A 22,818-nucleotide genomic window follows, 5' to 3' on the forward strand; every position below is an offset into this window, starting at 1 on the left:
CCCATGTCCCGCTTGAAATCCGCGGCTGCGGTCACGACGGTCTGCGCGCTCAGCGCTGCCGCTCTGCTCGCCGTGCCCCTCGCCGCCACCGGAGCCGAACTCGGCATCCGGATCAACGAAGTCGAATCCAGCGGGGGCGTTCCCGGAGACTGGATCGAGTTCGTCAACACCTCCGACGCCGTCGTCGATCTGAGCGGGTTCGTCGTGAAGGACGACGGCGACGACGAGTCGTACGTGTTCCCCGACGGTTCCCTCGTCGAACCCGGCGCCCACCTCGTGCTCGATGAGGCAGCGGACGGCGTCGGCGGTTTCGCCTTCGGTCTCGGAAAGGACGACCAGGTCCGCCTGTTCGACCAGAGCGCGACCCTCGTCGACGAGACCGCCTGGACCGCTCACGCCGCTGTCACCTGGGGTGGCCGCGAGGTCGCGGGCACGGTCGAGTGGGCCGAGACCACCGAGTCCACGAAGGGCGCGGCCAACGTGTTCGCCCCGGACGCCCCTGTCGGCGGTTCGATCGTCATCAACGAGGTCGATTCGCAACCCGCGGACTGGGTCGAGTTCCACAACTCCGGAGACGCCGCGCTCGACATCTCCGGCTATGAGATCCGCGACAACTCGGACGACCACCGCTGGCAGTTCCTGCCGGGGACGCAGATCGCCGCCGGCGGATTCCTCGTGGTCGAGGAGGGCACGATCGGCCTCGTCGACGGCGCCGAGACCGCGTTCCGCGACCCGATCGGGATCGGCAGCGCAGACCGCATCCGACTGTTCGACGCCGTCGGCGCGCAGATCGACGACACTCTTCCGTGGGAGGGCCACGCGGCGATCGACGGCGACGCCGCTGCCGCGACTCTCGCACGCTGCCCTGACGGCGAGGGCGCCTTCGTGCTGGCCCACCCGACCATGGGCGGCGCGAACTCGTGCGTGATGCCCGATGTGGTCATCAACGAGATCGAGTCCAACGGCGACGCGACCGACTGGGTCGAGGTCGTGAACTCCGGCAGCACGGCGGTCGACCTCTCCGGCTGGACGCTCATGGACGGCGATCCGGTCGGCCACGCCGCGGAGACGACTCCGCTGCCCGTGGGAACCGTTCTCGAACCGGGCGCGTACTTCGTCTTCGACCAGCCCACGGACTTCGTCTTCGGCCTCGGCAACGGCGACGCGGTCACCGTGCGCGACGCGAACCTCAACGTCGTCGACGAGCACGTGTACGACGCGCACGCGGCAGGCGTCCTCGCCCGCTGCGCAGACGGCAGCGGCGACTTCGTCGACATCGCGGTCTCGACCAAGGGGCAGCGCAACGCGTGCGGCAACGCGGTGCGCATCAACGAGGTCGAGTCCGACGGCGGCTCGCCGGGTGACTGGGTCGAGCTCGTCAACCCGACGGCATCCGACCTCGATGTCTCCGGCATCGTCGTGAAGGACGACGACGACACGCACTCCTACGCGATCCCGGCCGGCACCACCATCAGCGCCGGCGGACACCTCGTCATCGAGGGTGCCGACCTCGGCTTCGGTCTGGGCGACGGAGACACCGTGCGCCTGTTCGACGGCGGTCTTCTCGTCGACTCGACCACCTGGGGTGCGGGGCACGCCGCGACCACCTGGGGCCGCTGCCCCGATGCGACCGGCGCATTCGCCGTCACCGCGGAGAGCACCAAGGGCCAGGCCAACACCTGTGCAGGAGAGATCGAGGTCTCTCCCTGGCCCGGCTCTGCCGAGGTCCGGGTGCTCGACACCGCGCCGACCTTCCTCGAGGACAGCTCGGGGCTCGACGTGCAGGAGACCGCCGACGGATCGTTCCTCTGGGCCGTCGACAACGGCGACGGACGCATCTGGAAGCTTGAGGCCCATGCCGACGGCTCGTTCTCGCAGATCCCCGGCTGGGAATCTGGCAAGCGCGTGCGGTTCCAGAAGGATGCCTCGGACCCGGGCGCCGCAGGCCCCGACACCGAGGGCATCACCGTCGACGGCGACGGGGCGGTCTACGTCGCCTCGGAGCGCGACAACAGTGCCAAGGGCGTGAACCAGAACACCCTCCTCAAGGTCGATCCCGACGCCTCTGCCGGCGATCTCGTCGCCGAGCAGGAGTGGGATCTGACCGCGCTGCTTCCTGCCGTGGGAGCGAACCTCGGCATGGAGGCGGTGCAGTGGGTGCCTGACAGCGCGCTCGAGGGCGCGCTCTTCGATGCCAACAGCGGCTCGGCCTACGACCCGGCGGACTACGCCGGCCACGGTGACGGTCTGTTCTTCGTAGCGGTGGAGGACAACGGCCACGTCTACGCGTTCGCGCTCGGCGCTGACGGCCAGGCGACCCTCGTCTCGGAGATCGCACCGGGACTCGCCGGGGTCATGGCGCTCGACTACGACAGCGTGCTCGACGTGCTGTGGGCGGTCTGTGATGACGGCTGCCAGGGGCAGTCGGCGCAGATCACGCTGAACGGCACGGCCCAGCCCGGACTCGCGCACTTCGCCCGCCCCGCCGGCATGCCGGACATCAACAACGAGGGCTTCGCGACGGCTCCGGCCTCGCTGTCGGTCGACGGTCAGCGCCCGGTCTGGTGGTTCGCCGACGGCTTCGCCTCGGAGGCGCTGCGCGTCGGCACCCTCCCCGGGGTCACCGGTGAGAACCCTGGCGAGAACCCCGGCGAGAACCCGGGAGAGGACCCGGGAGCGAACCCCGGCGAGAACCCGGGAGAGGACCCAGGTGAGAACTCCGGTGACGACAACCACGTCACCGACCCGAGCGGGCTCGCCGCAACCGGCGTCGAAGTGCCCGTGGCGATGATCTCGCTGGCGCTGATGCTCGTCGTCGTCGGCGCGCTGGTCGCCCGCCGACGTCGTCGTTCGGCCTGATTCGACGCCTCCGCACGACGGACGGCCTGGTGCACGATGACTCGTGCGCCAGGCCGTCTTCGCGCGCACCGTCGGAGAGGGCGTTCCGCGCCTCGTCGTCCCTGCGGGACTTCCACCCGACGGCAGTGTCGGTGGCGCGGCCTAGACTCATAGAGCCATGACCGAAGCCCCCCTCATCGTTCCCGGATCCGTCGGCCCCCGCTCCACGGGAGCGCAGGGACAGGACGACCTCCTCGCCGGCCTCAACCCGCAGCAGCTCGAGGCGGTGACCTATCGCGGACCCGCGCTGCTGATCGTCGCGGGAGCCGGTTCGGGCAAGACCAGCGTTCTCACCCGCCGCATCGCCTCGCTGCTGAGGGCGCGAGAGGCCTGGCCCAGCCAGATCCTCGCGATCACCTTCACCAACAAGGCGGCCGGTGAGATGCGCGAGCGCGTCGAGGCGATCGTCGGCGACGCCGCTCGGGGCATGTGGATCTCGACCTTCCACTCCGCCTGTGTGCGCATCCTCCGCCGAGAGGCCCAGCAGTTCGGGTTCACCAAGTCGTTCACGATCTACGACTCGGGCGACTCGCGCGCCCTCATCAAGCGTCTGGTCAAGCAGCACGAGGCCGACGCATACGGACTCACCCCCGGAGCCGTGCAGTCGCGCATCTCGAAGCTCAAGAACGAGCTGTCGGACGCCGACGCCTATGCGCGTCAGGCGAACCTGAGCGACCCGGCCGAGCGGATCTTCGTCGAGCTGTTCGCCGATTACCAGCGGCAGCTGCAGAAGGCCAACGCGTTCGACTTCGACGACCTGATCGGGCAGACCGTCCACCTGTTCCGTGCGTTCCCGCAGGTCGCCGACACCTACCGCCGTCGTTTCCGTCACGTGCTCGTCGACGAGTATCAGGACACGAACCACGCCCAGTACGCGCTCATCCACGAGCTTACGCGGCCCGTGACGGGCGAGAGCCCAGACCCGTATGCCTCCAACGGCATGATGATCTTCGAGCCTGAGACCACTCCCGAGCTCGAGGGCGCCTCGCTCACCGTGGTGGGCGACTCCGACCAGTCGATCTACGCCTTCCGCGGTGCCGACATCCGCAACATCAGCGAGTTCGAGCGCGATTTCCCGGGCGCCCGTGTCGTGCTGCTCGAGCAGAACTACCGCTCCACGCAGAACATCCTCTCCGCGGCGAATGCCGTGATCGGCAACAACTTCGACCGCAAGGACAAGAAGCTCTGGAGCGACAAGGGCGACGGTGACATGATCGTCGGCTTCACCGGGTATTCGCAGCACGATGAGGCGCAGTTCGTGGCCGACGAGGTCGAGGTGCTGCACCGGGCCGGAATGCCGTACTCCGAGATGGCGGTCTTCTATCGCACGAACTCGCAGTCGCGCGCCCTGGAAGAGATCTTCATCCGCTCGGCCGTGCCCTACAAGATCATGGGCGGCACGAAGTTCTACGAGCGCGCCGAGATCAAGGACGCACTCGCCTATCTCGTCGCGGTCGCGAACCCCGCCGACGAGATGGCGGTGCGACGCATCCTCAACAAGCCGCGCCGGGGCATCGGCGACGTCACCGAGACGGCGATCGCCCGCTTCGCCGAAGAGCATGACATCACCTTCCGCCAAGCGCTCTCGGTGCCGGATCAGCTGGGCTTCGGCCCGAAGATCCAGGCCGGCATCGCCCAGCTCGATGCCGTGCTGGCCGAAGCGACCGAGATCATGCTCCCCGCTTCCGGTGAGGTCCCCGCGCCCACCGCCGTCGCCGACGGGCTCAGCGTGCTGCTGTCGAAGAGCGGCTACCTCGACGCGCTGCGTGCGAGCCGCGACCCTCAGGACGAGGCGCGCGTCGAGAACCTCGACGAGTTCGTCGCCGTCGCACGAGACTTCGCCCGCAACAACCCCGACGGGACGATCGTCGACTTCCTCACGGAGGTCGCCCTCGTCTCCGACGCCGACGACCTCGACGACGAGTCGGGCTCGGTGTCCCTGATGACGATGCACACCGCGAAGGGGCTCGAGTACGACGCGGTGTTCGTGACCGGCGTCGAAGAGGACCTCATCCCGCACCGCATCTCGGCCGGTGAGCCGGGCGGCCCGCAGGAGGAACGTCGACTCTTCTACGTCGGCATCACCCGCGCTCGCAAGCGTCTGCACCTGTCGCTGGCGATGACCAGGGCTCAGTTCGGAGAGGTCTCGGTCGCGATGCCCAGCCGATTCCTGCAGGAGATCCCCGCCGGGCTCATCGACTGGCGCCAGTCGCCGGGCGACGTCAACTCCCGCGGGGGCATGCAGTCCCGCGCGCTCAACGCACGCAGGGGAGGCGGATTCGGGGGCTCCGGTTCGGGCGACCGTTTCGGGGTGAAGCAGCTGCCAGGACGCGACTCGCTCAAGCCGCTGTCCACGGCGATGGACAAGTTCCCCAACAGGGTGACGGCGAAGATGCGCGACAACGGCGACCTCGAACTCGCCGCCGGTGACCGCATCCGCCACTCGGACTTCGGCGAGGGGCGAGTCGACGCGGTGACGGGCGAGGGGGCGAAGCGCATCGCTCACGTGCGTTTCGATTCCGCCGGCCAGAAGAAGCTGCTGATCAAGGTCGCGCCGATCGAGAAGATCTAGCCCTGTAGCGGGTTAGGCTGGCTGATATGGCCCTGTTCTCTCGCCGCAAGAAGTCCGCTGACGATGTCGTCGCCGACCACACCGAGACCGAGGAGTCTGTCGTCGACGCTCCGGAGGTCGCGGAGACACCCTCCGAAGCCGCCGAGGTCGCGCCCACCATCGGGATCTCCGTGCAGGCGTTCCGCGGTGTCGGCGCGCAGGCCGGACCCGAGGTCGAGCTGCCCGATCCCGACGCGGCTCCCGCGGCATCCGCACCGACTGCGGCGCCTGCTCCCGCGGCGCCCGCTCCTGCGCCCGTGGCCGAGCCCGAGCGCAAGCTCCCGCTGGCACCTGCGCTGCCGCCCGAGCAGACCGAGACCGTCGCGGGCATGAAGGACAACGTCCTGCTGCGCGAATCGCTCAAGGAGGTCGAGCAGGGCGCGACGAACGAGCAGCTTCTCGGAGTTCTCCGCCAGGCGCTGCAGGGCCACATGTACATCCGGGTGAACGGCGATGCTCGGGCACAGATCAGTGAGGGCAAGCCCCTCGCGGTCGCCGTCGTGCGCGATGGTGAGCGCCAGTTCATGCTGGCGTTCAGCTCGGCTGCCGCCGTGCGAGACTCCGTGCAGCTCGAGAAGGACCCGACGGCGACATCGGCCGTCGCACAGCCGGTCACCTCGGTACTGCAGCAGGTGGTGTCCGGAGATTTCGCCGGCCTCATCGTCGACAACGCCTCGGCACCGCACCGCGTGGTGTTCCCGACCGAGCTGTTGCAGAAGGCTCTCGAGCAGGCGGATGTCGACATGACCGTCAAGTCGCTCATCGCCGCACCGCGCGAGCAGGACTCTGCCTCCAAGGTCGGCGAGGCGCTCGCGACGAAGCGCATGTGGGTGGCCGTCAACGAGGGCAACCCCGGCGGGCAGGTCGGCATCGCCGAGGCGCAGACGCCTGACGGCAAGCGGTTCCTCCAGCTGTTCTCGCACCCGCTCGAGGTGCTCGCGCTCGGACGCGGCGATCGACCGCTGCCCTTCGAGCCGCTGCAGCTGGCGAAGATCCTGTCCAGCCACGTCGATATGGCCGGTGTCATCATCGACCCGGCCGGGCCCAGCATCGTGGTCGAGCGCGAGGCGCTCACCTCCGTGCTGATCCTGGCGATCGATATCGACGACTGACGGGCTTCCGCGCGTCGCACCTGCCCCCTAGGGTCGGAGCATGGCCTCAGAACGCGTGCCCCTGACCGTCATCGATCCTGATGGGGAGCGCGAGGTCGTGCTCTCCAGCCCGAACAGGGTGGTGTGGCCGAAGGACGGCATCACGAAGGCCGAGCTCGCGGAGTACTTCCAGCTCGTGAGTGCTCCGTTCCTCGAGGCGAACGGCAACCGTCCCGTCTCGCTCGAGCGCTTCCGCGACGGGCTCGGCAGCGACGGCTTCTTCTCGAAGAACCCGCCCAAGGGCACGCCCGACTATGTCGACGCTGTCACGGTGACCTACAACAGCGGGCGACGGCATCCGCAGATCGTGCTCAATCGACCGAGCGCCATCGTCTGGGCGGCGCAGATGAACACGATCGTGTTCCACCCGTGGGCGTCGCTCGCCTCCGACCCCGACAACCCGGTCGAGCTGCGGATCGACCTCGATCCGCAGCCGGGAACCGGGTTCGCCGATGCCGTTCCCGCCGCACACGCGCTGAGAGAGGTGCTCAGCGAGGTCGGTCTCGACGCGTTCGTGAAGACCAGCGGCAACCGCGGGCTGCATGTGTTCGCCCCGATCGAGCCGACGCACGAGTTCCTCGACGTGCGGCACGCCGTGATCGCGGCCGGGCGAGAGCTGGAGCGACGGATGCCCGAGCAGGTGACGATGAGCTGGTGGAAGGAGGAACGAGGGGAACGCGTCTTCATCGACTTCAACCAGGCCAACCGAGACCGCACGATGGCCGGTGCCTACAGCCCTCGCGCTCTTCCCGGAGCCACGGTCTCGACGCCGGTGCACTGGGATGAGCTCGACGGCCTCGACCCCGCCGCGTTCACCGTGCGCAGCATCCCGAAACGACTCGATGAGATCGGTGACCCGTGGGCGGGCAAGCAGAGCAGCCCGGGCCGCATCGACACCCTGCTGGAGTGGTGGGAGCGCGACCTGGAGGCGGGGCTGGGCGAGCTGTCGTTCCCGCCCGAGTTCCCGAAGATGCCGGGGGAGCCGCCGCGTGTGCAGCCCAGCAAGAAGGTCGAGGCGAACTGGGATGCGAACGGCGACCCGATCGACGAATGAGGCTCAGCCGATGACCTCGGCCAGGTCGTATCCCGCCACGGTCTCGAGCTGATCGTAGGTGCACGAACGGGCATCTCGATCGGGGCGCCAGCGCTCGAACTGCACGGTGTGCCGGAACCGCGAGCCCTCGAGCTGGTCGTAGCGGACTTCGAGCACGAGCTCGGGTCGCAGTCGAACGAACGACACGTCCTTCGAGCCGCTGAAGCGCGAGCGCTCTCCTTCTCCGGTGACGGCATCGCCTGCATCGTCGCGCTCCACCAGCGGGGCGAGCTCCTCGACTAGTTCCCTCCGGCGCACATCGCTCCATGCCGCCACGCCGCCGACCTGGCGCAGCGTGCCGTCGGAATCGTAGAGGCCCACGAGCAGCGACCCGACCCCCGATCCGGATCTGTGCACACGATATCCGAGCGCGACCACGTCGGCCGTACGGGCGTGTTTGACCTTGACCAGGGTGCGCTTGCCCGGCGCGTACGGCTGATCGAGCGGCTTGGCGACCACTCCGTCGAGGCCTGCGCCTTCGAACTCCGCGAGCCAGCGCACGGCCGCATCACGATCGCGGGTGGTGCGGGTGATGTGCAACGGATGCTCGACCCCGGCCATCAGCGTCTCCAGGCGCTCGCGCCGCTCGGCGAACGGGGTGCTCGACAGGTCTTCATCGTCGACGGCCAGCAGGTCGAACGCGATGAACATCGCGGGCGTCTCTGCGGCCAGCCTGGCGACTCGCGAGGCCGCGGGATGGATGCGCTGGCTCAGCGCTTCCCAGTCGAGTCGCTGCGCGCCCTCAGTCCCCGTGGCGACGACGATCTCGCCGTCGAGCAGGCACGGGCCAGGGAGAAGCCGGGGGATCGCTTCGACGAGCTCGGGGAAGTACCTGGTCAGAGGCTTCGCTCCGCGGGAGCCGATCTCGACGGTCTCGCCGTCCCAGGCGATCAGCCCACGGAATCCGTCCCACTTGGGCTCGAACAGCAGTCCGCCGGTGGTCTTCGCGGGGTCCGGGACGGAGGCCGCCGCCTTCGCCAGCATCGGAGAGGGGATCTCGTAGCGCATGGGTCCATCCTGGCGTCGCCGACGCTGTCGCAGAAGGGGGACTTCGGGGATGTCAGCCGAAGAGGTCGCCGAGCGAGACGCGGGCGCCCGCATCCTTCAGCGCCGTTCGGGCAGCGTGCCACCCGGCCATGCCGTTGACCCCTGGACCAGGCGGGGTCGATGCCGAAGCGAGATACACGCCGCGCATCGGTGTGCGCCAGGGCGCTGTGCCGAGCACGGGTCTGCGCAGCGCCTGCGGGATGGTGAAGGCGCCGCCCAGGATGTCTCCGCCGATCTCCGACGGGTTGATCGCCTCGCGCGACGACGCGGGCACCGAGTGGTGGGCGAGGACGAGGTCGCGGAAGCCGGGCGCGAACCGTTCGACCTGACGGGTGACGAGCTCGGTGGCGTCGAGGTCGGAGCCCTGCGGCACATGGATGTACGCCCACAGCACCGCCTTGCCCTCGGGCGCCCGACTCGGATCGAAGACCGACGGCTGCACGGACAGCACGTAGGGGCGATCGCTGATGCGACCACGGGCTACGGCGTTCTCGCTCTCCCAGATCTCCGCGGCCGATCCTCCGATGTGCACGGTGGGCGACTGCCCGACCTCTGCGTTGGCCCACGGGATGGGACCGTCGAGAGCGAAGTCGACCTTCGCCGCAGCCGGTCCGTAGCGATAGCTGCGGATCGCTCGCGCGTACGACGCGGGGATGTCGGGATGGGTGAGGGTGAGCCGGGGCGACGTGTTCAGCATCAGCAGATCGCCGCGGGCGGGCTCGCCCCAGTCGAGGGATGCCAGGTCGGTGATGTGGGCGCCTGTCTCGACGGATCCGCCATGGGCCTCGATGTCGGCGACCATGCTGTCGGCGATGTTCTGCGCACCGCCTCGCGGGTACATCCATCCCCCCGCGTGCGCCTGCGCGGCCAGCAGCAGTCCGGCGGCTGCGCCGGCGAGGGAGGGGAGGGGAGTGTTCGCATGCGCCAGGACGCCCGCCATCAGGCCGGCGGCCTCTTCGGTGCGGAAGGTGCGGCGGGCCAGGGGCGTGCCCTGATCGAGCATCCGCAGTGCGAACCGGAGAGCCGTGATCGGCTCGTGAGGAACTCGCAGCATCTGATTGCCGGTGAAGTCGACGACACCCTCGACATGTGTGCTGAGCGGGCGCAGAAGCGACAGCCAGGCGCGCTCGTCGGCACCGAGCGCCGCGGCGGTGCGCTCTATGTCGCGCCAGGCGATGCCGGCTCTGCCGCCGTCGAGCGGGTGCGCGTAGGAGATGTCGGGAAGAATCCATTCGACCCGTTCGGCGAGGCCGAACGCCTGGAAGAACGTCGACGACAGCGCGGCCGGATGAACCGCGGCGCAGACGTCGTGGCGGAAGCCGGAGAGGGTCGACTCGGCCGTGCGGACGCCGCCGCCGATGGTGTGCGCCGCCTCGAGGACGCGCACCTCGTACCCCGCGCGGGCGAGGGTCACGGCCGCCGCCAGGCCGTTCGGTCCGGAGCCGATGATCGTCGCTCGTGCCATTCGGCCAGTCTTCCATGCCCGGGCGTGAGATCCTTGAGGAAATGAATGAAGTTCAGGGCCCGACCCCCACAGGCAACTCCCGTCCGTACCGAACCCTCGCGGAGGCGCTCCGAGCGCACCGCATCGCCGAAGAGAACCACGAGTTCATCGCGGCGATCACGGATGCCGTCGGCATCTCGTCCTACATCGACCGAGGCCGCTACATCGAGGCGATCCGCCGCGGCGAGGGCGCCTCGCTGCACATCGGCAAGACCTACACCAATGGCTTCGCCGAAGACGAGGTCGTCGTCGTCGGCTCCACGCCCCTGCGTCTGCGGCCGAGCGAAGGCCGTGCTCCGTACTTCTTCGTGACGCACCCGAGCGAGTTCCGTCCCATCGCTCCGGTCAAGGCGAAGCGCAGCACGACTCCTCGAGTCGCGGCGGCGCCGAAGTCCGAGCGTGCGACGAAGACGAGCGAGCGCGACTACGGCGTGTGCGACGTCTGCTTCATGGTGAAGACGCCGGCCGGCGGTTGCGGCTGCGACTGACGCCCGCGATCACGGTGCCTCGAAGGGCACGCCGGTGAGCTTCTGCGACACGTCCCAGATCCTCCGGGCCGACTCATCGTCCCGCAGACGCGAATAGAGCTTCTGAGGTGCGGGCGGGCCGCCGAGGTGACCGATCCCCGACGGCCCGTAGAACCCTCCGCCGACGGCATCCGCTGAGGTCGCCGCGTAGACCGCAGGAAGTCCCGCGGACTCGGCCGTGCCGACGATCAGGCCTCGGCGCGAGAGCGCGTCGATGATGCGGCGCCCTGACGTCTGCGTCGCACGGCCGAGATCCGGCTGCGCGGCCAGCAGGTTCGTCGGTGCGACCCCCGGATGCGAGAGCATGCTGGCGATGCCCCATCCCTCGGCCTCGCTGCGTCGCTGGAGCTCGAGCGCGAACATCCCGAACGCGATCTTGGACTGGCTGTACGCGCGCATCCCGTTGTACGAGCGCTCCCACTGCAGGTCGTCCCAGTTGATGCCTCCGCTGTCGGCCGCGATGCTGATCTGCGACACGACCCTGGCCGCGCCGGCCATGAGCAGGGGGAGCAGCCGTCCGACGAGCGCGAAGTGCCCCAGATGGTTGGCGCCGAACTGCAGCTCGAAGCCGTCCGCCGTGGTTCTGCGGTCAGGGGGCGTCATCACTCCGGCATTGTTGATGAGGATGCTGATCGGCTCTCCCTCATCTCGCAACGTGGCGGCGAGCGCGGCGACCGAGCCGAGCGACGAGAGATCGAGATCCCGCAGCGAGATGCGCGCGTTCGGAGCCGTCTCGCGGATCCGTGCGATCGCCACGTCGCCCTTGGCCCGGTTGCGGACGGGCATCACGACCTCCGCGCCTGCGGCGGCGAGACGGGTGGCGATTCCCATCCCGATTCCGTCGCTTGCTCCGGTGATCACTGCGCGCGCGCCGTGCAACGGCGGGATGGTCGGCTCTGCGTTCTTGCGTGGCATGTTCTCTCTTCTTCCTCGTCGGCTCCGATGCTCTCCCGTGTCCGCCGTGCGAACCAGGGATCGTCGATCCGTGGATCGCAAAGGGGCCGGCTGGTAGAACGGAGTCGACGGCGGGAGAAGCGCATGGCGGTGGACCGACGGGGGCTCGCGGAGTTCCTGAGAACGAGGCGCGAGGCGCTGCAACCCGAGGATGTCGGGCTCGCCCGCGGAGAGCGGCGACGCACCGGCGGCCTGCGACGGGAGGAAGCCGCTTCGCTGTGCCACATGTCGACCGATTACTACGCACGGCTCGAACAGGAACGCGGACCTCAGCCCTCCGACCAGATGGTGGCGGCGATCGCCCAGGGACTGCACCTCTCACTGGCAGAGCGAGACCATCTCTTCGCCCTCGCCGGTCACACGCCGCCGGCGCGAGGGGCCGAGAGCGACCATGTGAGCCCGGGGATGCTGCGGATCTTCGATCGACTGCACGACACTCCCGCCGAGGTGGTCACGGAACTCGGTGAGACTCTGCGTCAGAGCCCGTTGGGCAGCGCCCTGGTGGGGGATCTCGTCGGACTCCGCGGACCTTCGCGCAGCATCGGATATCGATGGTTCACCGACCCCTCCGCGCGGTCGATCTACGACCCGGAGGATCACCCGTTCCTCTCTCGGCTGTGGGTGTCGGGGCTGCGCGAGATCGCCGCTCGTCGGGGCCCGGGATCTCGAGCGGCGCGTTATGTGGACCTTCTGACCGATCGGAGCGAGGAGTTCCGACGAATCTGGAAGAAGCACGAGGTGGGTCTCCGCCCCGGCGCCACCAAGCGCTTCATGCACCCCGAGCTCGGGCGGCTGGAGCTCACCTGCCAGACGCTCGTCGATCCGGAGCAGTCGCACTCCCTGCTCGTCTACACCGCGGCGCCGGGCAGCGAGAGCCACGAGAAGCTGCGGCTCCTCTCGGTGATCGGTGGTCAGAGATTCGTCGGCGATCCTTCACCGACCACCTCAGGCGGGAAGTCCGAAGGCTGACTCCCGACAGGCGAGCACCGCGCCGGGTCAGGCGAAAGCGCTCATGCCGGTGATGTCACGGCCGAGCAGCAGCGCCTGCACGCTCTCGGTGCCCTCGTAGGTGTGGATCGCCTCGATGTCGGCCATGTGCTGCATCACGCCGTTCTCGAGCAGGATGCCGTTGCCGCCGAGCAGATCGCGGGCGATCGCGGCCACGCGCCGTGCTGCGCGCGTGTTGTGGAACTTCGCCAGTGACGCCTGCGTGGGCCGCAGCTCGCCGGCGGTCTCGAGGTCTGCGAGGCGACGGCAGTAGAGCTGCATCGCGGTGAGATCCTCGAGCATGTGGGTGAGGCGTTCCTGCACCATCTGGAACTTGGCCAGCGGCTTGCCGAACTGGATGCGCTGGGTCGAGTACGCGAGCGCGGCCTCGTAGCAGGCGGTCGCGTGACCGAGAGCCGACCAGGCGACGCCCGAACGGGTCGCGTAGAGCACGACCGACGCGTCTTTGAAGCTCTTCGTCCCCGGCAGCACGGAGTCGAGCGACACGCGCACGTCGTCGAGCTCTATGTGCGCCTGGTGGATGGCTCGGAGCGATGCCTTGCCGCGGATCGGCGTCCCGGTGTATCCGGGGGTGTCCTGTTCGACGAGGAAGCACCGGACGGCGCCGTGCTCGGCCGCCGTCTCGTCATCGACGCGGGCCCACACGAACGTGATGCCGCCCGAGGCGCCGTTGCCGATCCACTTCTTCGCACCGCGGATGACCCATTCGTCGCCATCGCGGCGTGCGACGGTCTCGAGCGAGACGGAGTCCGACCCATGGTCGGGCTCGGTGAGTGCGAAGGAGCCGAAGACCGAGCCGTCGGCGAGGGCCGTCAGCCACTTCTGCTGCTGATCGGGTGAGCCGAAGAGCGCGAGAGTGCGCAGCGCGAGCCCGCCCTGCACCGCGAGCACGGTGCCGAGCGACCCGTCGCCGCGGGAGATCTCCATGTTCACGAGCCCGGCGGCGAGCGGGGAGAGGCGGGTGAGCGAAGGATGCTCGATGCCGTCGACGACCAGGTCCATCTCGCCCATGCGGCGAGCGGCGTCGAGCGGGTACTCGGCGCGGTCCCAGGCCTCCGCCATCTGCGGTCCGACCTCGTCGATGTACGCCTTGGCGCGATCCCAGGCCCGGCGATCGGCGTCGGGGATGTCGGCGAAGACGGCGTAGTAGTCGCTGTCCTGGCGTCCGGTGATGTCGTACGACGAGACGCGCTCGCCGGGGAGAGGGGAGGCTGCGGTGCTCATGGTGACTCCTTCGTGACACCAAGTATCGTACTCCTCGATACTCGGTTCCACGACTCCCTCGACGGGAGTCAGGCGGGGTCAGTCGAGCTGCGTGCGCAGGCGCCGGGTGACCTCGGCGATGGGCATCGAACGGGGGAACACGGCGACGACGACATCGTCCGGCGCTTCGGTGACCGCCTCCGATGGCACACCGTAACGGCGGCGGACGTCGGCGAGCGCCGTCTGCAACGTCGAGAGCGGCACCTTCTTCTTGCCGCGCAGCAGCTGCCGGAGCACATGGTTGTGCACCGCGGTGACGAGGGCGGAGAATCCGACGGCATCCAGAGGGTCGATGCCGGGAAGCGAGCTGCGCAGGTAGTCGTCGAACAGTCGCTCGTAGCGGAACACCGTGATGATCTCGCGTTCACGGAGCACCGGCACCTGACGCACGATCTGATAGCGCCGACGCGCGAGCTCCGGGTCGTGCGCGAAGTGGGCGAAGACCGATTCGGATGCTGCGCACACTGCGCCCCAGGGGTCGTCATGCCCCTCGGAGAGGAAGGTCCGCAGCTGATCGAGCAGAACCTCGTGGTCGGCGAAGACGACGTCCTCCTTGCCGCCGAACTGGCGGAAGAACGTCGACCGTGAGACCCCTGCGGCCTTCGCGATCTGCTCGACGGAGGTCTGATCGAACCCCTGTGTTGCGAACAGCTCGAGCGCAGCGGCCACGACGCCGGTGCGCAGTTCTGCGGATTCATGCATGGGACGAGCCTAGACCTCGGCTTCACGCGGTGCAGACGCCGTAATACACCGACCGCGGCGACGCGCTCTGTGCACTGTCGATAGCGTCGACTAACATGGGTCGCCGGAGGGTGGGGCGCGCTCGCGTCCCTGACGGAGGGGAAGATCATGGCAGCGCAGATCGGTGCTGACTTCGAGCAGATGCTCGAGAACATCCATACGCTCGTCAAGAGCATCGAAGCGGCCGGAGTGGGGTCGCGCGCAACGCAGATCGAAGGCCTGCGCACCAACACGACCGCGCCCTACCTCGATTCCGCGTCCGACTATGCCGCCGGCCTCGAAGCGATGATCGCCGAGCTCAGCGTCAACACCGCCGCCTTCCGGGATGCGCTCAAAGCCGTCGTGGACCAGAAGCAGGAGTCAGAGCAGAACCTCTCCGCGTCTCTCGCTCAGATCGCGCAGGTCGTCGACGACCCGGCACTCACGCCGACCGCTCACCTGACCAGCACCGGTTCCGCTCCGGCGGAATCGGGTCCAGAGGCATCCTCGGGCACGACGGAGGACGACGGCACCGAGTCGGTCACATACTGATGAGTGTTCGTCGATGGGGTGCCGTCGCGATGGCACTCGCGATCGCAGCGGCAGCGGCGACAGCACCGAGCGCGGCTGCGGCGCAGGACTTCTCGGCCGACGGACCGCTCTGGTATCTGGACGCGATGAAGATCCAGGCGATCCACGACGCGGGGATCACCGGTGACGGCGTGACCGTCGCCGTTTTCGACGCCGCCCTCGACCCGGAGGTCTCCACGCTCGAGGGTGCGGACATCGAGGTGAGGCAAGCCGAGGGCTGTCCCGATCCGCTCTCGGGGAATCGCGACGACTTCGAGGGGCTGAAGCATGGGACGTCGGTGACGTCGCTGATCGTCGGAAACGGCACATCGGACTCGGGTGCGGGTCCGGTCGGGATCGCTCCCGGCGTGCGGATCCTCTATTACGGCATCCTGCAGGACTCGTGCGAGGGAGACACGTTCCCTGCTGCCCTCGACGATGCCGTCGCCCAGGGCGCGGACATCGTCACCATGTCGGGTGGGTTGAATCGACTCGCAGATGAGCTTTCGCAGGATTCCGTCGACAGCGTCGCCGCCGCACTGCGCGAGGGCGTGCTCGTCGTAGCCGGACTGCCGAACCGCGACACCGTCTGGGAGTTCGTGACGACCACCATCAACGGCGTCGTGAACGTCGCGTCCGTCGATGCGTCGGCGCAGGCGGCGACGCAGCTCGACGGTTCCGCAATGGTCAACGAGGACGTGGACATCGTCGCGCCGGGTATCGACGTCGCAGGCCTCGGCTTCGATCAGACGTGGGGGATGTCGGCGTGGTCAGGCAACTCGGCAGCCACTCCGATCGTCGCGAGCCTTCTTGCACTGGCGAAGCAGAAGTGGCCGGATGCCAGCGGGTCGCAGCTGCTGCAGTCGATGATCCGCAACACAGGCTCGACCCCGCATGAGCTGCAGTGGTCGGACACCTTCGGGCACGGGATCATCAATGCGACCCGTCTCGTGCAGGAGGATCCCACGCAGTATCCCGATGAGAACCCTCTCTTCAAGGACGACCAGTCGCCCTCGTTCGAGGAGGTGTTCTCGGCGACCGGCACCGAGCCGACCGGAGAGCCGAGTGCCGAAGACGGCTCGGGTCCCGGTGCGCTTCCGTGGATGCTGGGCGGCGGAGCGGTCATCGTGATCGCCGTCGCGGCGACTGCAATACTGATCGGCCGCAAGAAGAGTGGAGGACGCGCAGATGTATGACCCCAATGTGTGCACACCGACGATGTTCGAGGATGAGCTCCGGGCGCTGTCATCGATGAGCTCGTTCACGGACCCTGAGATGGAGTCCCGCCTGCAGGCGGTGGCGGAGCTGCGGAGAGCGATCCAGGCCGTGCGGGAGATCCCCGGTTGGACCGGCGACTCGGTGGGCGAGGCGCAGGTTCTCCTGGAGCGTATGGAGAAGAACGCGACCGCCATCGAGACGGCGTTGACGGACATGCGCTCGGGCCTCCGCAGGGCCGCGGACAGTGCGGCGGGCGCCGCATCCGCTGCGCTGCGGCGCCTGCCGTCAGCATCTGCGGACGGATTCATCGCCGATGCCCAACGCAATCTCGCCGGGATCACCGACGGATGGGGCGCCTTCGACACCGGCGAGGCTGTGGCGCGTGAAGAGGCGCGGCTCGCCGCAGAGCGGGAGGCCGCGGCGATCGAGGAGCTCAAGGCCATCCGCGGCTCGCTCACCGGAGAGGCGCGACAGAACTTCCAGGACCCCGGCACAGTGACGGTCAACACCTCCTCTGTCCCCCTTCCCGTGATCGACGTGGACGGGATCGACTCCCGTGTTCCCCCGGTCGGCAGCAATGGGCCGTCGGCAGGTGGCGGCTCGCCGCAGGGCGGCACCGGCGGCGGCAGCTGGACGGCGCAGCCTGGCGGAGGGTGGGTGCCCGGAGGCGACGGCGGCTCGGGCGTCGGCAATGGCGGCTCAGGCGGTGGCAACGGCGGCTCAGGCGGTGGCAACGGCGGATCGGTGGGTGACACCGACTTCGGCAACGGTGACTCAGGCGGTGGCAACGGCGGGGGCGGCGTCGGCACCGGCGGCGACGACGGCTGGGGCACCGTCGACCCAGGCGGATCCGGAAGCGGCGGCGCAGGTGACCCCAGCGTGGACTCGCCGATCGGCGGCACCCTGCCCGGGTACCCCGGCGGTGGCGGTGCCAGTGGCGGCGGCGGTGGCGGAGGTCTGCTCACCGGCGGATCCGGTGGTTCGGGCACGCTCGGCGCAGCGGTCGTGGGTGGTGCGGGAGCCGCGGCCCTCCTGGGCACGCGCTCGGCGTCTCTCGGCGGCACGGGCGGCGCGAGCCTCTTCGGCGCGGGTGGGAGCGGCGCAGGAGCCGGTGCTGGTGCGGCCACTGCCGGACGTGGACTGCTCGGCATGAGTGGTGCGACCGGCCCCGGAGGCATCGGGGCGGCAGGATCCGCATCCGGTTCGGCATCCGGCTCTGCCGGCGGTTCGGCCGCCGGCGCGGGTGGTCGTTCGATGGCTCCCGGCATGATGGGCGGAGCAGGCGACGACGAGAAGCGGCGCGAACGCTCGGGTCTCGGCGGCCCGATCGCCCCCAAGCTCGAAGACGATGAGGAGACAGGGCCCCGCTCGCGTTCGGCCCAGGCGGGCAGTCGCGACACGCTCCGCTGAACCCGATCTCCATACCGGTATGCGCTCCCGGCGGCCTCTTAGCCGCCGGGAGCGTTCAGTTCGAGGTAGTAGGCTGGGCGACTGGTCGATGTCTCGACATCGAGAGAATTACCAGACAGCAGCCCAGTGAAGGAACCACAGTGGATCTGTACGAGTACCAGGCACGAGACGTTTTCGAGAAGTACGGAGTGCCGGTTCTCGCCGGCATCGTCGCCGACACCCCTGAGGAGGTGAAGGCAGCCGCTGAGAAGATCGGCGGAGTCGTCGTCGTCAAGGCCCAGGTGAAGACCGGTGGTCGCGGCAAGGCCGGCGGCGTCAAGGTCGCAAAGACCCCCGAAGAGGCATACGAGGCGGCCAAGGCCATCCTCGGACTCGACATCAAGGGCCACGTCGTCAAGCGCGTCATGGTCGCGCAGGGTGCGCGTATCGCCGAGGAGTTCTACTTCTCCGTGCTGCTCGACCGTGCCAACCGCTCCTACCTGAGCCTCTGCTCGGTCGAGGGCGGCATGGAGATCGAGGAGCTCGCGGTCGAGCGCCCCGAGGCGCTCGCACGCGTCGAGGTCAACCCGCTGACCGGCATCGACAAGGCGAAGGCCGTCGAGATCGCCCGTGCAGCCAACTTCCCCGAAGACCTCATCGAGAAGGTCTCCGATGTCTTCGTCAAGCTCTTCGACGTCTACAAGGGCGAAGACGCGACTCTCGTCGAGGTCAACCCGCTGGTCCGCACCGAAGAGGGCGACATCATCGCTCTCGACGGCAAGGTCACACTCGATGACAACGCCTCCGAGATCCGTCACCCCGAGCACGAAGCGCTCGAAGACAAGGACGCAGCCGACCCGCTCGAGGCCAAGGCCAAGAAGAGCGGTCTGAACTACGTGAAGCTCGACGGCGAGGTCGGAATCATCGGCAACGGTGCAGGACTCGTCATGTCGACGCTCGACGTCGTCGCCTACGCCGGTGAGAACCACAACGGCGTCAAGCCCGCCAACTTCCTCGACATCGGCGGTGGCGCCTCGGCTGAGGTCATGGCCGCAGGCCTCGACGTCATCCTCGGCGACCCGCAGGTCAAGAGCGTGTTCGTGAACGTCTTCGGCGGCATCACGGCGTGCGACGCCGTCGCCAACGGCATCAAGGGCGCTCTCGAGACCCTCGGCAGCGCAGCCTCCAAGCCGCTCGTCGTGCGCCTCGACGGCAACCGCGTCGACGAGGGTCGCGCGATCCTCGCCGAGTACGCGCACCCGCTTGTCACGCTCGCTAGCACCATGGACGAGGGCGCCGACAAGGCCGCCGAACTCGCCAACGCCTGATCGCAGAGAGACACAAGGACTAAAGAAATGTCGATCTACCTCAACAAGGATTCCAAGGTCATCGTCCAGGGCATCACCGGAGGCGAGGGCACCAAGCACACGGCGCTCATGCTGAAGGCCGGCACCCAGGTCGTCGGTGGCGTGAACGCGCGCAAGGCCGGCACCACGGTCTCGCACACCGACAAGGACGGCAACGCCGTCGAGCTCCCCGTCTTCGCCTCCGTGGCCGAGGCCATGAAGGAGACCGGCGCCGACGTGTCGATCGCCTTCGTCCCCGGTGCCTTCACCAAGGACGCGATGATCGAGGCCATCGACGCCGAGATCCCGCTGCTCGTCGTGATCACCGAGGGCGTCCCCGTCGGGGACTCGGCCGAGGCCTGGGCCTACGCGCAGAGCAAGGGCAACACGACCCGCATCATCGGACCGAACTGCCCCGGCATCATCACCCCCGGTGAGGCGCTCGTCGGCATCACGCCCGCGAACATCACCGGCAAGGGCCCGATCGGCCTCGTGTCGAAGTCGGGCACCCTGACCTACCAGATGATGTTCGAGCTGCGCGACCTGGGCTTCTCGACCGCCATCGGCATCGGCGGCGACCCGGTCATCGGCACGACGCACATCGACGCGCTGGCCGCGTTCGAAGCAGACCCCGAGACCAAGGCGATCGTGATGATCGGCGAGATCGGCGGCGACGCTGAAGAGCGTGCGGCCGAGTACATCAAGGCGCACGTCACCAAGCCCGTCGTCGGCTACGTCGCGGGCTTCACGGCCCCCGAGGGCAAGACCATGGGCCACGCAGGCGCCATCGTCTCGGGCTCGGCAGGCACCGCTCAGGCGAAGAAGGAGGCCCTCGAGGCCGCCGGGGTCAAGGTCGGCAAGACGCCGTCCGAGACCGCCGCTCTCATGCGTGAGATCGTTGAGTCGCTCTAAGAGCTATAATCGAGGAGAAGGCCCTGGACTCCACTCCGGGGCCTTCTTCTATGCCCGGACGAAGTCTCTGCCGAGCCGCTCCCAGATCGCCGCGACGTGCCGTGAATCGGTGCCGCAGCATCCTCCGATGACGCGCACCGACGGCATCCGCTCAAGGAGCTGAGCCATGCGGTCGGCCAGTTCGACGGGGTCGCCGTCGTCGAGGATCTCCGACTCGTCGAGCTCGGCGTGCGAGAGGCGTGAGGCGTTGGGGCGGATGCCGACGATACGTGGCGCGGTGTCGGCATCCAGAGCACGCTCGAAGTGATCCGGGTGCGCGCAGTTGAGGGCGTAACCGTCGGGCGGATCCGACGCCTCCACCTCGGCGATCGTCTCCGCGAGTGTGCGGCCTGACGCCAGCAGTCCGTCGGTCTCGACGGTGAACGAGATCTCGACGGCGATGCCTGCCTCGCGGGCGGCGCGGACGATGCCCTGCGCCTCCGCCGCGTCGTTGAGCGTGTACGCGGCGATCACGTCTGCCCCCGCCTCGACGAGGGCGCGCACCTGGTCGCGGTGATAGCGATAGGCGTCATCCGGTCCGGTCACGGGATCCCACGCCCCCGGTCGGTAGCCGTCTCCTCGGGGGCCGAGCATGCCGACGATCTGCACCACAGGCAGGCCGGACTCGGCAGCGATCTGCTGCAGCAGCCGCACCGCATCGACGTTGACCCGATGCATCGCGTCGGCGTCGTATCCGAGCCGGGCGCCCCAGTCCGAGCTCGCACGCCAGGTGGGGGTCTCGAGCCGCAGCGGGGCGCCGTGTGCTCGGGCGATCTCGACGTAGCCGCGGTAGTACTCGCCCAGGAGCCGGCGGCCGTCATCATCGTCGAGGAGGACGAAGGCGGCGAAGTCCGGCAGATCGACGCCGTGGTGGAAGATCAGATCAGTCTCCAGGCCGCCGTCTGTGACGTGACGGACCGGTACGACGGGTGCGGACATCGGTGCCTGCTCTCCTCGGGTACTTCCGTTGTAGCACTGCGCACAGGGTGGCGCCACGGGGGCTGCACACGACAGAGGGGCGGATGCCGCAGCATCCGCCCCTCGTTGTTCCTGAGTCGCTCAGGCGACGCCGAACAGCGCCTCGATGGGTCCGCGGGCGAAGAACACGACGAAACCGGCGGCGACCACCCAGAGCAGTGGGCTGATCTTCCTGGCCTTTCCGGAGAACGCCTGCACGAGGACCCAGCTGACGAAGCCCGCGCCGATGCCGTTGGCGATCGAGTAGGTCAGCGGCATCACCGTGACCGTCAGGAACACCGGGAGCAGCACGCTGAACTCGGTCAGATCGATGTATTTGATCTGGGCCATCATCATGGCTCCGACGATCACCAGCGCTGCGGCGGCGATCTCGGTCGGCACGATCGACGTGAGCGGTGTGAGGAACATCGCCAGCAGGAACATGCCACCGGTGATCAGGTTCGCGAAGCCGGTGCGCGCACCCTCTCCGATGCCCGCTCCGGACTCGATGAACACGGTGCTCGACGACGACGACGTGCCACCACCGACGATCGCGCCGACACCTTCGACGACCAGCGCCGACTTGATGCGGGGGAAGTCGCCGTTCTCGTTCGCGAGACCGGCTTCCTTGGCGAGACCGGTCATGGTGCCCATGGCATCGAAGAAGTTCGAGAAGACCAGGGTGAAGACGATCATCACGATCGCGACGAGGCTGACCTTGCTGAAGTCGAAGCCGAAGTCGACCGCGCCGACCAGGCTCAGGTCGGGCAGGCCGAACGGCGAGCCGCTGAGGGTGGGGACCGTGAGGCCCCAGCCTCCGGCGTTGCCGTCTGCCGCGGCGCCGAGGTGCCAGATCGCCTCGACGATCACCGCGAGCACCGTGCCCGAGACGAGGCCGATGAGCAGCCCGCCCTTGACCTTGCGGGCGACCAGGATGCCGGTGACGATGAGCGTGACGATGAAGAGGACGGTCGGGACGGTCGCGACGGAGCCGCCGACTCCCAGACCGACCGGCGGGGACGCGCTGCCGGTGGCGGTCACGAAGCCCGAGTTGACGAAGCCGATGAAGGCGATGAACAGGCCGATTCCGACCGTGATCGCGATCTTGAGCTGGAACGGCACAGCGTCGAAGATCATCTTCCGAAGGCCCGTGGCAGCGAGGAGCACGATCACGAGACCGTTGATCATGACGAGCGCCATGGCCTCGGGCCAGGTGACCTGGCCGACGACCGAGAATGCGACGAAGGCGTTGATGCCGAGGCCGGCAGCGAAGCCGAAGGGCAGGCGGGTGATGAGACCGAACAGGATCGTCATCACGCCGGCGGTCAGTGCGGTCGCGGCGCCGACGGCGCTGAAGTCGAGGGTGTTGCCTGCGACATCGGCCGAGCCGGACAGGATGATCGGGTTGAGGATCACGATGTAGGCCATCGTGACGAAGGTCACCAGACCCCCTCGGATCTCGGTGCCGATCGTGGATCCGCGCTTGCTGATCTCGAAGAAGCGGTCCAGGGCGTTCGTGGGTTCGGCGGTTGAGCGGGTGGGGGACGGGGCAGTTGTCATCGGGAAACCTCCGCAGGAGACGATATCGTGTCGCGCGAGTCGCGCGCGCCC

18 protein-coding genes are annotated in these 22,818 nt (G+C 68.5%); 11 read left to right on the top strand and 7 right to left on the bottom strand.

Annotation, left to right across the window (positions count from 1 at the left end; genetic code table 11):
• Positions 1-3 precede the first annotated feature (3 nt).
• From OPU70_RS14315 to ligD, 4 genes are all read left to right on the top strand, one after another.
• Complete coding sequence (locus tag OPU70_RS14315) at positions 4-2,859, top strand: lamin tail domain-containing protein (protein ID WP_498558083.1); 2,856 nt, start codon at positions 4-6, stop codon at positions 2,857-2,859.
• A 157-nt stretch (positions 2,860-3,016) separates the two neighbouring features.
• Positions 3,017-5,470 (top strand): ATP-dependent helicase, encoded by a 2,454-nt coding sequence (locus tag OPU70_RS14320; protein ID WP_498558084.1) that lies wholly within the window; start codon positions 3,017-3,019, stop codon positions 5,468-5,470.
• Positions 5,471-5,496: 26 nt separating this feature from the next.
• Complete coding sequence (locus OPU70_RS14325; RefSeq protein WP_079112386.1) at positions 5,497-6,621, top strand: SseB family protein; 1,125 nt, start codon at positions 5,497-5,499, stop codon at positions 6,619-6,621.
• A gap of 40 nt (positions 6,622-6,661) precedes the next feature.
• The gene (gene ligD, locus OPU70_RS14330; protein ID WP_475435450.1) at positions 6,662-7,714 is read left to right on the top strand and encodes a non-homologous end-joining DNA ligase; all 1,053 of its coding nucleotides are present in this window, start codon (positions 6,662-6,664) and stop codon (positions 7,712-7,714) included.
• Positions 7,715-7,717: 3 nt separating this feature from the next.
• On the opposite strand, the gene OPU70_RS14335 is transcribed toward ligD, so the two are convergent.
• Positions 7,718-8,761 (bottom strand): ATP-dependent DNA ligase, encoded by a 1,044-nt coding sequence (locus tag OPU70_RS14335; RefSeq protein WP_498558085.1) that lies wholly within the window; start codon positions 8,759-8,761, stop codon positions 7,718-7,720.
• Positions 8,762-8,813: 52 nt separating this feature from the next.
• On the bottom strand, positions 8,814-10,265 hold the full coding sequence (locus OPU70_RS14340; protein WP_042539258.1) for a phytoene desaturase family protein: 1,452 nt from the start codon (positions 10,263-10,265) through the stop codon (positions 8,814-8,816).
• 41 nt (positions 10,266-10,306) lie between these two features.
• Between OPU70_RS14340 and OPU70_RS14345 the strand changes: the two genes are divergently transcribed.
• Positions 10,307-10,792 carry a hypothetical protein gene (locus OPU70_RS14345; protein ID WP_042539260.1) on the top strand — a complete coding sequence of 162 codons (486 nt, stop codon included), beginning with the start codon at positions 10,307-10,309 and terminating at the stop codon, positions 10,790-10,792.
• Between the two features lie 9 nt (positions 10,793-10,801).
• Here the strand turns inward: OPU70_RS14345 and OPU70_RS14350 are convergent, their stop codons facing one another.
• Positions 10,802-11,746 carry an SDR family oxidoreductase gene (locus OPU70_RS14350; RefSeq protein ID WP_042539262.1) on the bottom strand — a complete coding sequence of 315 codons (945 nt, stop codon included), beginning with the start codon at positions 11,744-11,746 and terminating at the stop codon, positions 10,802-10,804.
• Positions 11,747-11,869: 123 nt separating this feature from the next.
• Between OPU70_RS14350 and OPU70_RS14355 the strand changes: the two genes are divergently transcribed.
• Positions 11,870-12,754, top strand: a complete 885-nt coding sequence (locus OPU70_RS14355; protein ID WP_079112391.1) for a helix-turn-helix transcriptional regulator — start codon at positions 11,870-11,872, stop codon at positions 12,752-12,754.
• A gap of 27 nt (positions 12,755-12,781) precedes the next feature.
• Here the strand turns inward: OPU70_RS14355 and OPU70_RS14360 are convergent, their stop codons facing one another.
• On the bottom strand, positions 12,782-14,017 hold the full coding sequence (locus OPU70_RS14360) for an acyl-CoA dehydrogenase family protein (protein WP_311879639.1): 1,236 nt from the start codon (positions 14,015-14,017) through the stop codon (positions 12,782-12,784).
• 78 nt (positions 14,018-14,095) lie between these two features.
• Positions 14,096-14,758, bottom strand: a complete 663-nt coding sequence (locus OPU70_RS14365; protein WP_311879638.1) for a TetR/AcrR family transcriptional regulator — start codon at positions 14,756-14,758, stop codon at positions 14,096-14,098.
• A 147-nt stretch (positions 14,759-14,905) separates the two neighbouring features.
• On the opposite strand from OPU70_RS14365, the gene OPU70_RS14370 reads away from it, so the two are divergent.
• From OPU70_RS14370 to sucD, 5 genes are all read left to right on the top strand, one after another.
• The gene (locus OPU70_RS14370) at positions 14,906-15,328 is read left to right on the top strand and encodes a hypothetical protein (protein WP_498558086.1); all 423 of its coding nucleotides are present in this window, start codon (positions 14,906-14,908) and stop codon (positions 15,326-15,328) included.
• A complete protein-coding gene (locus tag OPU70_RS14375) occupies positions 15,328-16,542 on the top strand; it encodes a S8 family peptidase (RefSeq protein WP_311879637.1) in 1,215 nt (404 codons plus the stop codon). The genes OPU70_RS14370 and OPU70_RS14375 overlap by 1 nt, the downstream gene beginning before the upstream one ends.
• Positions 16,535-17,974 carry a hypothetical protein gene (locus OPU70_RS14380; RefSeq protein ID WP_153302146.1) on the top strand — a complete coding sequence of 480 codons (1,440 nt, stop codon included), beginning with the start codon at positions 16,535-16,537 and terminating at the stop codon, positions 17,972-17,974. The genes OPU70_RS14375 and OPU70_RS14380 overlap by 8 nt, the downstream gene beginning before the upstream one ends.
• A gap of 140 nt (positions 17,975-18,114) precedes the next feature.
• Complete coding sequence (gene sucC, locus OPU70_RS14385) at positions 18,115-19,281, top strand: ADP-forming succinate--CoA ligase subunit beta (RefSeq protein WP_042539275.1); 1,167 nt, start codon at positions 18,115-18,117, stop codon at positions 19,279-19,281.
• 27 nt (positions 19,282-19,308) lie between these two features.
• Positions 19,309-20,211, top strand: a complete 903-nt coding sequence (gene sucD / locus OPU70_RS14390) for a succinate--CoA ligase subunit alpha (protein ID WP_042539277.1) — start codon at positions 19,309-19,311, stop codon at positions 20,209-20,211.
• Between the two features lie 48 nt (positions 20,212-20,259).
• On the opposite strand, the gene OPU70_RS14395 is transcribed toward sucD, so the two are convergent.
• A complete protein-coding gene (locus OPU70_RS14395; RefSeq protein ID WP_498558087.1) occupies positions 20,260-21,189 on the bottom strand; it encodes a homocysteine S-methyltransferase family protein in 930 nt (309 codons plus the stop codon).
• 120 nt (positions 21,190-21,309) lie between these two features.
• Complete coding sequence (locus OPU70_RS14400) at positions 21,310-22,767, bottom strand: NCS2 family permease (RefSeq protein ID WP_042539281.1); 1,458 nt, start codon at positions 22,765-22,767, stop codon at positions 21,310-21,312.
• Positions 22,768-22,818 lie beyond the last annotated feature (51 nt).

It is taken from the genome of Microbacterium sp. SWDP-B6 (assembly GCF_059803615.1).

Excerpts from the sequence above, each read along its gene's own strand:
- OPU70_RS14350 (WP_042539262.1), bottom strand. The coding sequence starts at position 11,746 with ATGCCACGCAAGAACGCAGAGCCGACCATCCCGCCGTTGCACGGCGCG.
- OPU70_RS14375 (WP_311879637.1), top strand. The coding sequence starts at position 15,328 with ATGAGTGTTCGTCGATGGGGTGCCGTCGCGATGGCACTCGCGATCGCA.
- ligD (WP_475435450.1), top strand. The coding sequence starts at position 6,662 with ATGGCCTCAGAACGCGTGCCCCTGACCGTCATCGATCCTGATGGGGAG.
- OPU70_RS14355 (WP_079112391.1), top strand. The coding sequence starts at position 11,870 with ATGGCGGTGGACCGACGGGGGCTCGCGGAGTTCCTGAGAACGAGGCGC.
- OPU70_RS14345 (WP_042539260.1), top strand. The coding sequence starts at position 10,307 with ATGAATGAAGTTCAGGGCCCGACCCCCACAGGCAACTCCCGTCCGTAC.
- OPU70_RS14340 (WP_042539258.1), bottom strand. The coding sequence starts at position 10,265 with ATGGCACGAGCGACGATCATCGGCTCCGGACCGAACGGCCTGGCGGCG.
- OPU70_RS14320 (WP_498558084.1), top strand. The coding sequence starts at position 3,017 with ATGACCGAAGCCCCCCTCATCGTTCCCGGATCCGTCGGCCCCCGCTCC.
- OPU70_RS14360 (WP_311879639.1), bottom strand. The coding sequence starts at position 14,017 with ATGAGCACCGCAGCCTCCCCTCTCCCCGGCGAGCGCGTCTCGTCGTAC.
- OPU70_RS14365 (WP_311879638.1), bottom strand. The coding sequence starts at position 14,758 with ATGCATGAATCCGCAGAACTGCGCACCGGCGTCGTGGCCGCTGCGCTC.
- OPU70_RS14325 (WP_079112386.1), top strand. The coding sequence starts at position 5,497 with ATGGCCCTGTTCTCTCGCCGCAAGAAGTCCGCTGACGATGTCGTCGCC.
- sucD (WP_042539277.1), top strand. The coding sequence starts at position 19,309 with ATGTCGATCTACCTCAACAAGGATTCCAAGGTCATCGTCCAGGGCATC.
- OPU70_RS14380 (WP_153302146.1), top strand. The coding sequence starts at position 16,535 with ATGTATGACCCCAATGTGTGCACACCGACGATGTTCGAGGATGAGCTC.
- OPU70_RS14400 (WP_042539281.1), bottom strand. The coding sequence starts at position 22,767 with ATGACAACTGCCCCGTCCCCCACCCGCTCAACCGCCGAACCCACGAAC.
- OPU70_RS14395 (WP_498558087.1), bottom strand. The coding sequence starts at position 21,189 with ATGTCCGCACCCGTCGTACCGGTCCGTCACGTCACAGACGGCGGCCTG.
- OPU70_RS14370 (WP_498558086.1), top strand. The coding sequence starts at position 14,906 with ATGGCAGCGCAGATCGGTGCTGACTTCGAGCAGATGCTCGAGAACATC.
- OPU70_RS14335 (WP_498558085.1), bottom strand. The coding sequence starts at position 8,761 with ATGCGCTACGAGATCCCCTCTCCGATGCTGGCGAAGGCGGCGGCCTCC.
- OPU70_RS14315 (WP_498558083.1), top strand. The coding sequence starts at position 4 with ATGTCCCGCTTGAAATCCGCGGCTGCGGTCACGACGGTCTGCGCGCTC.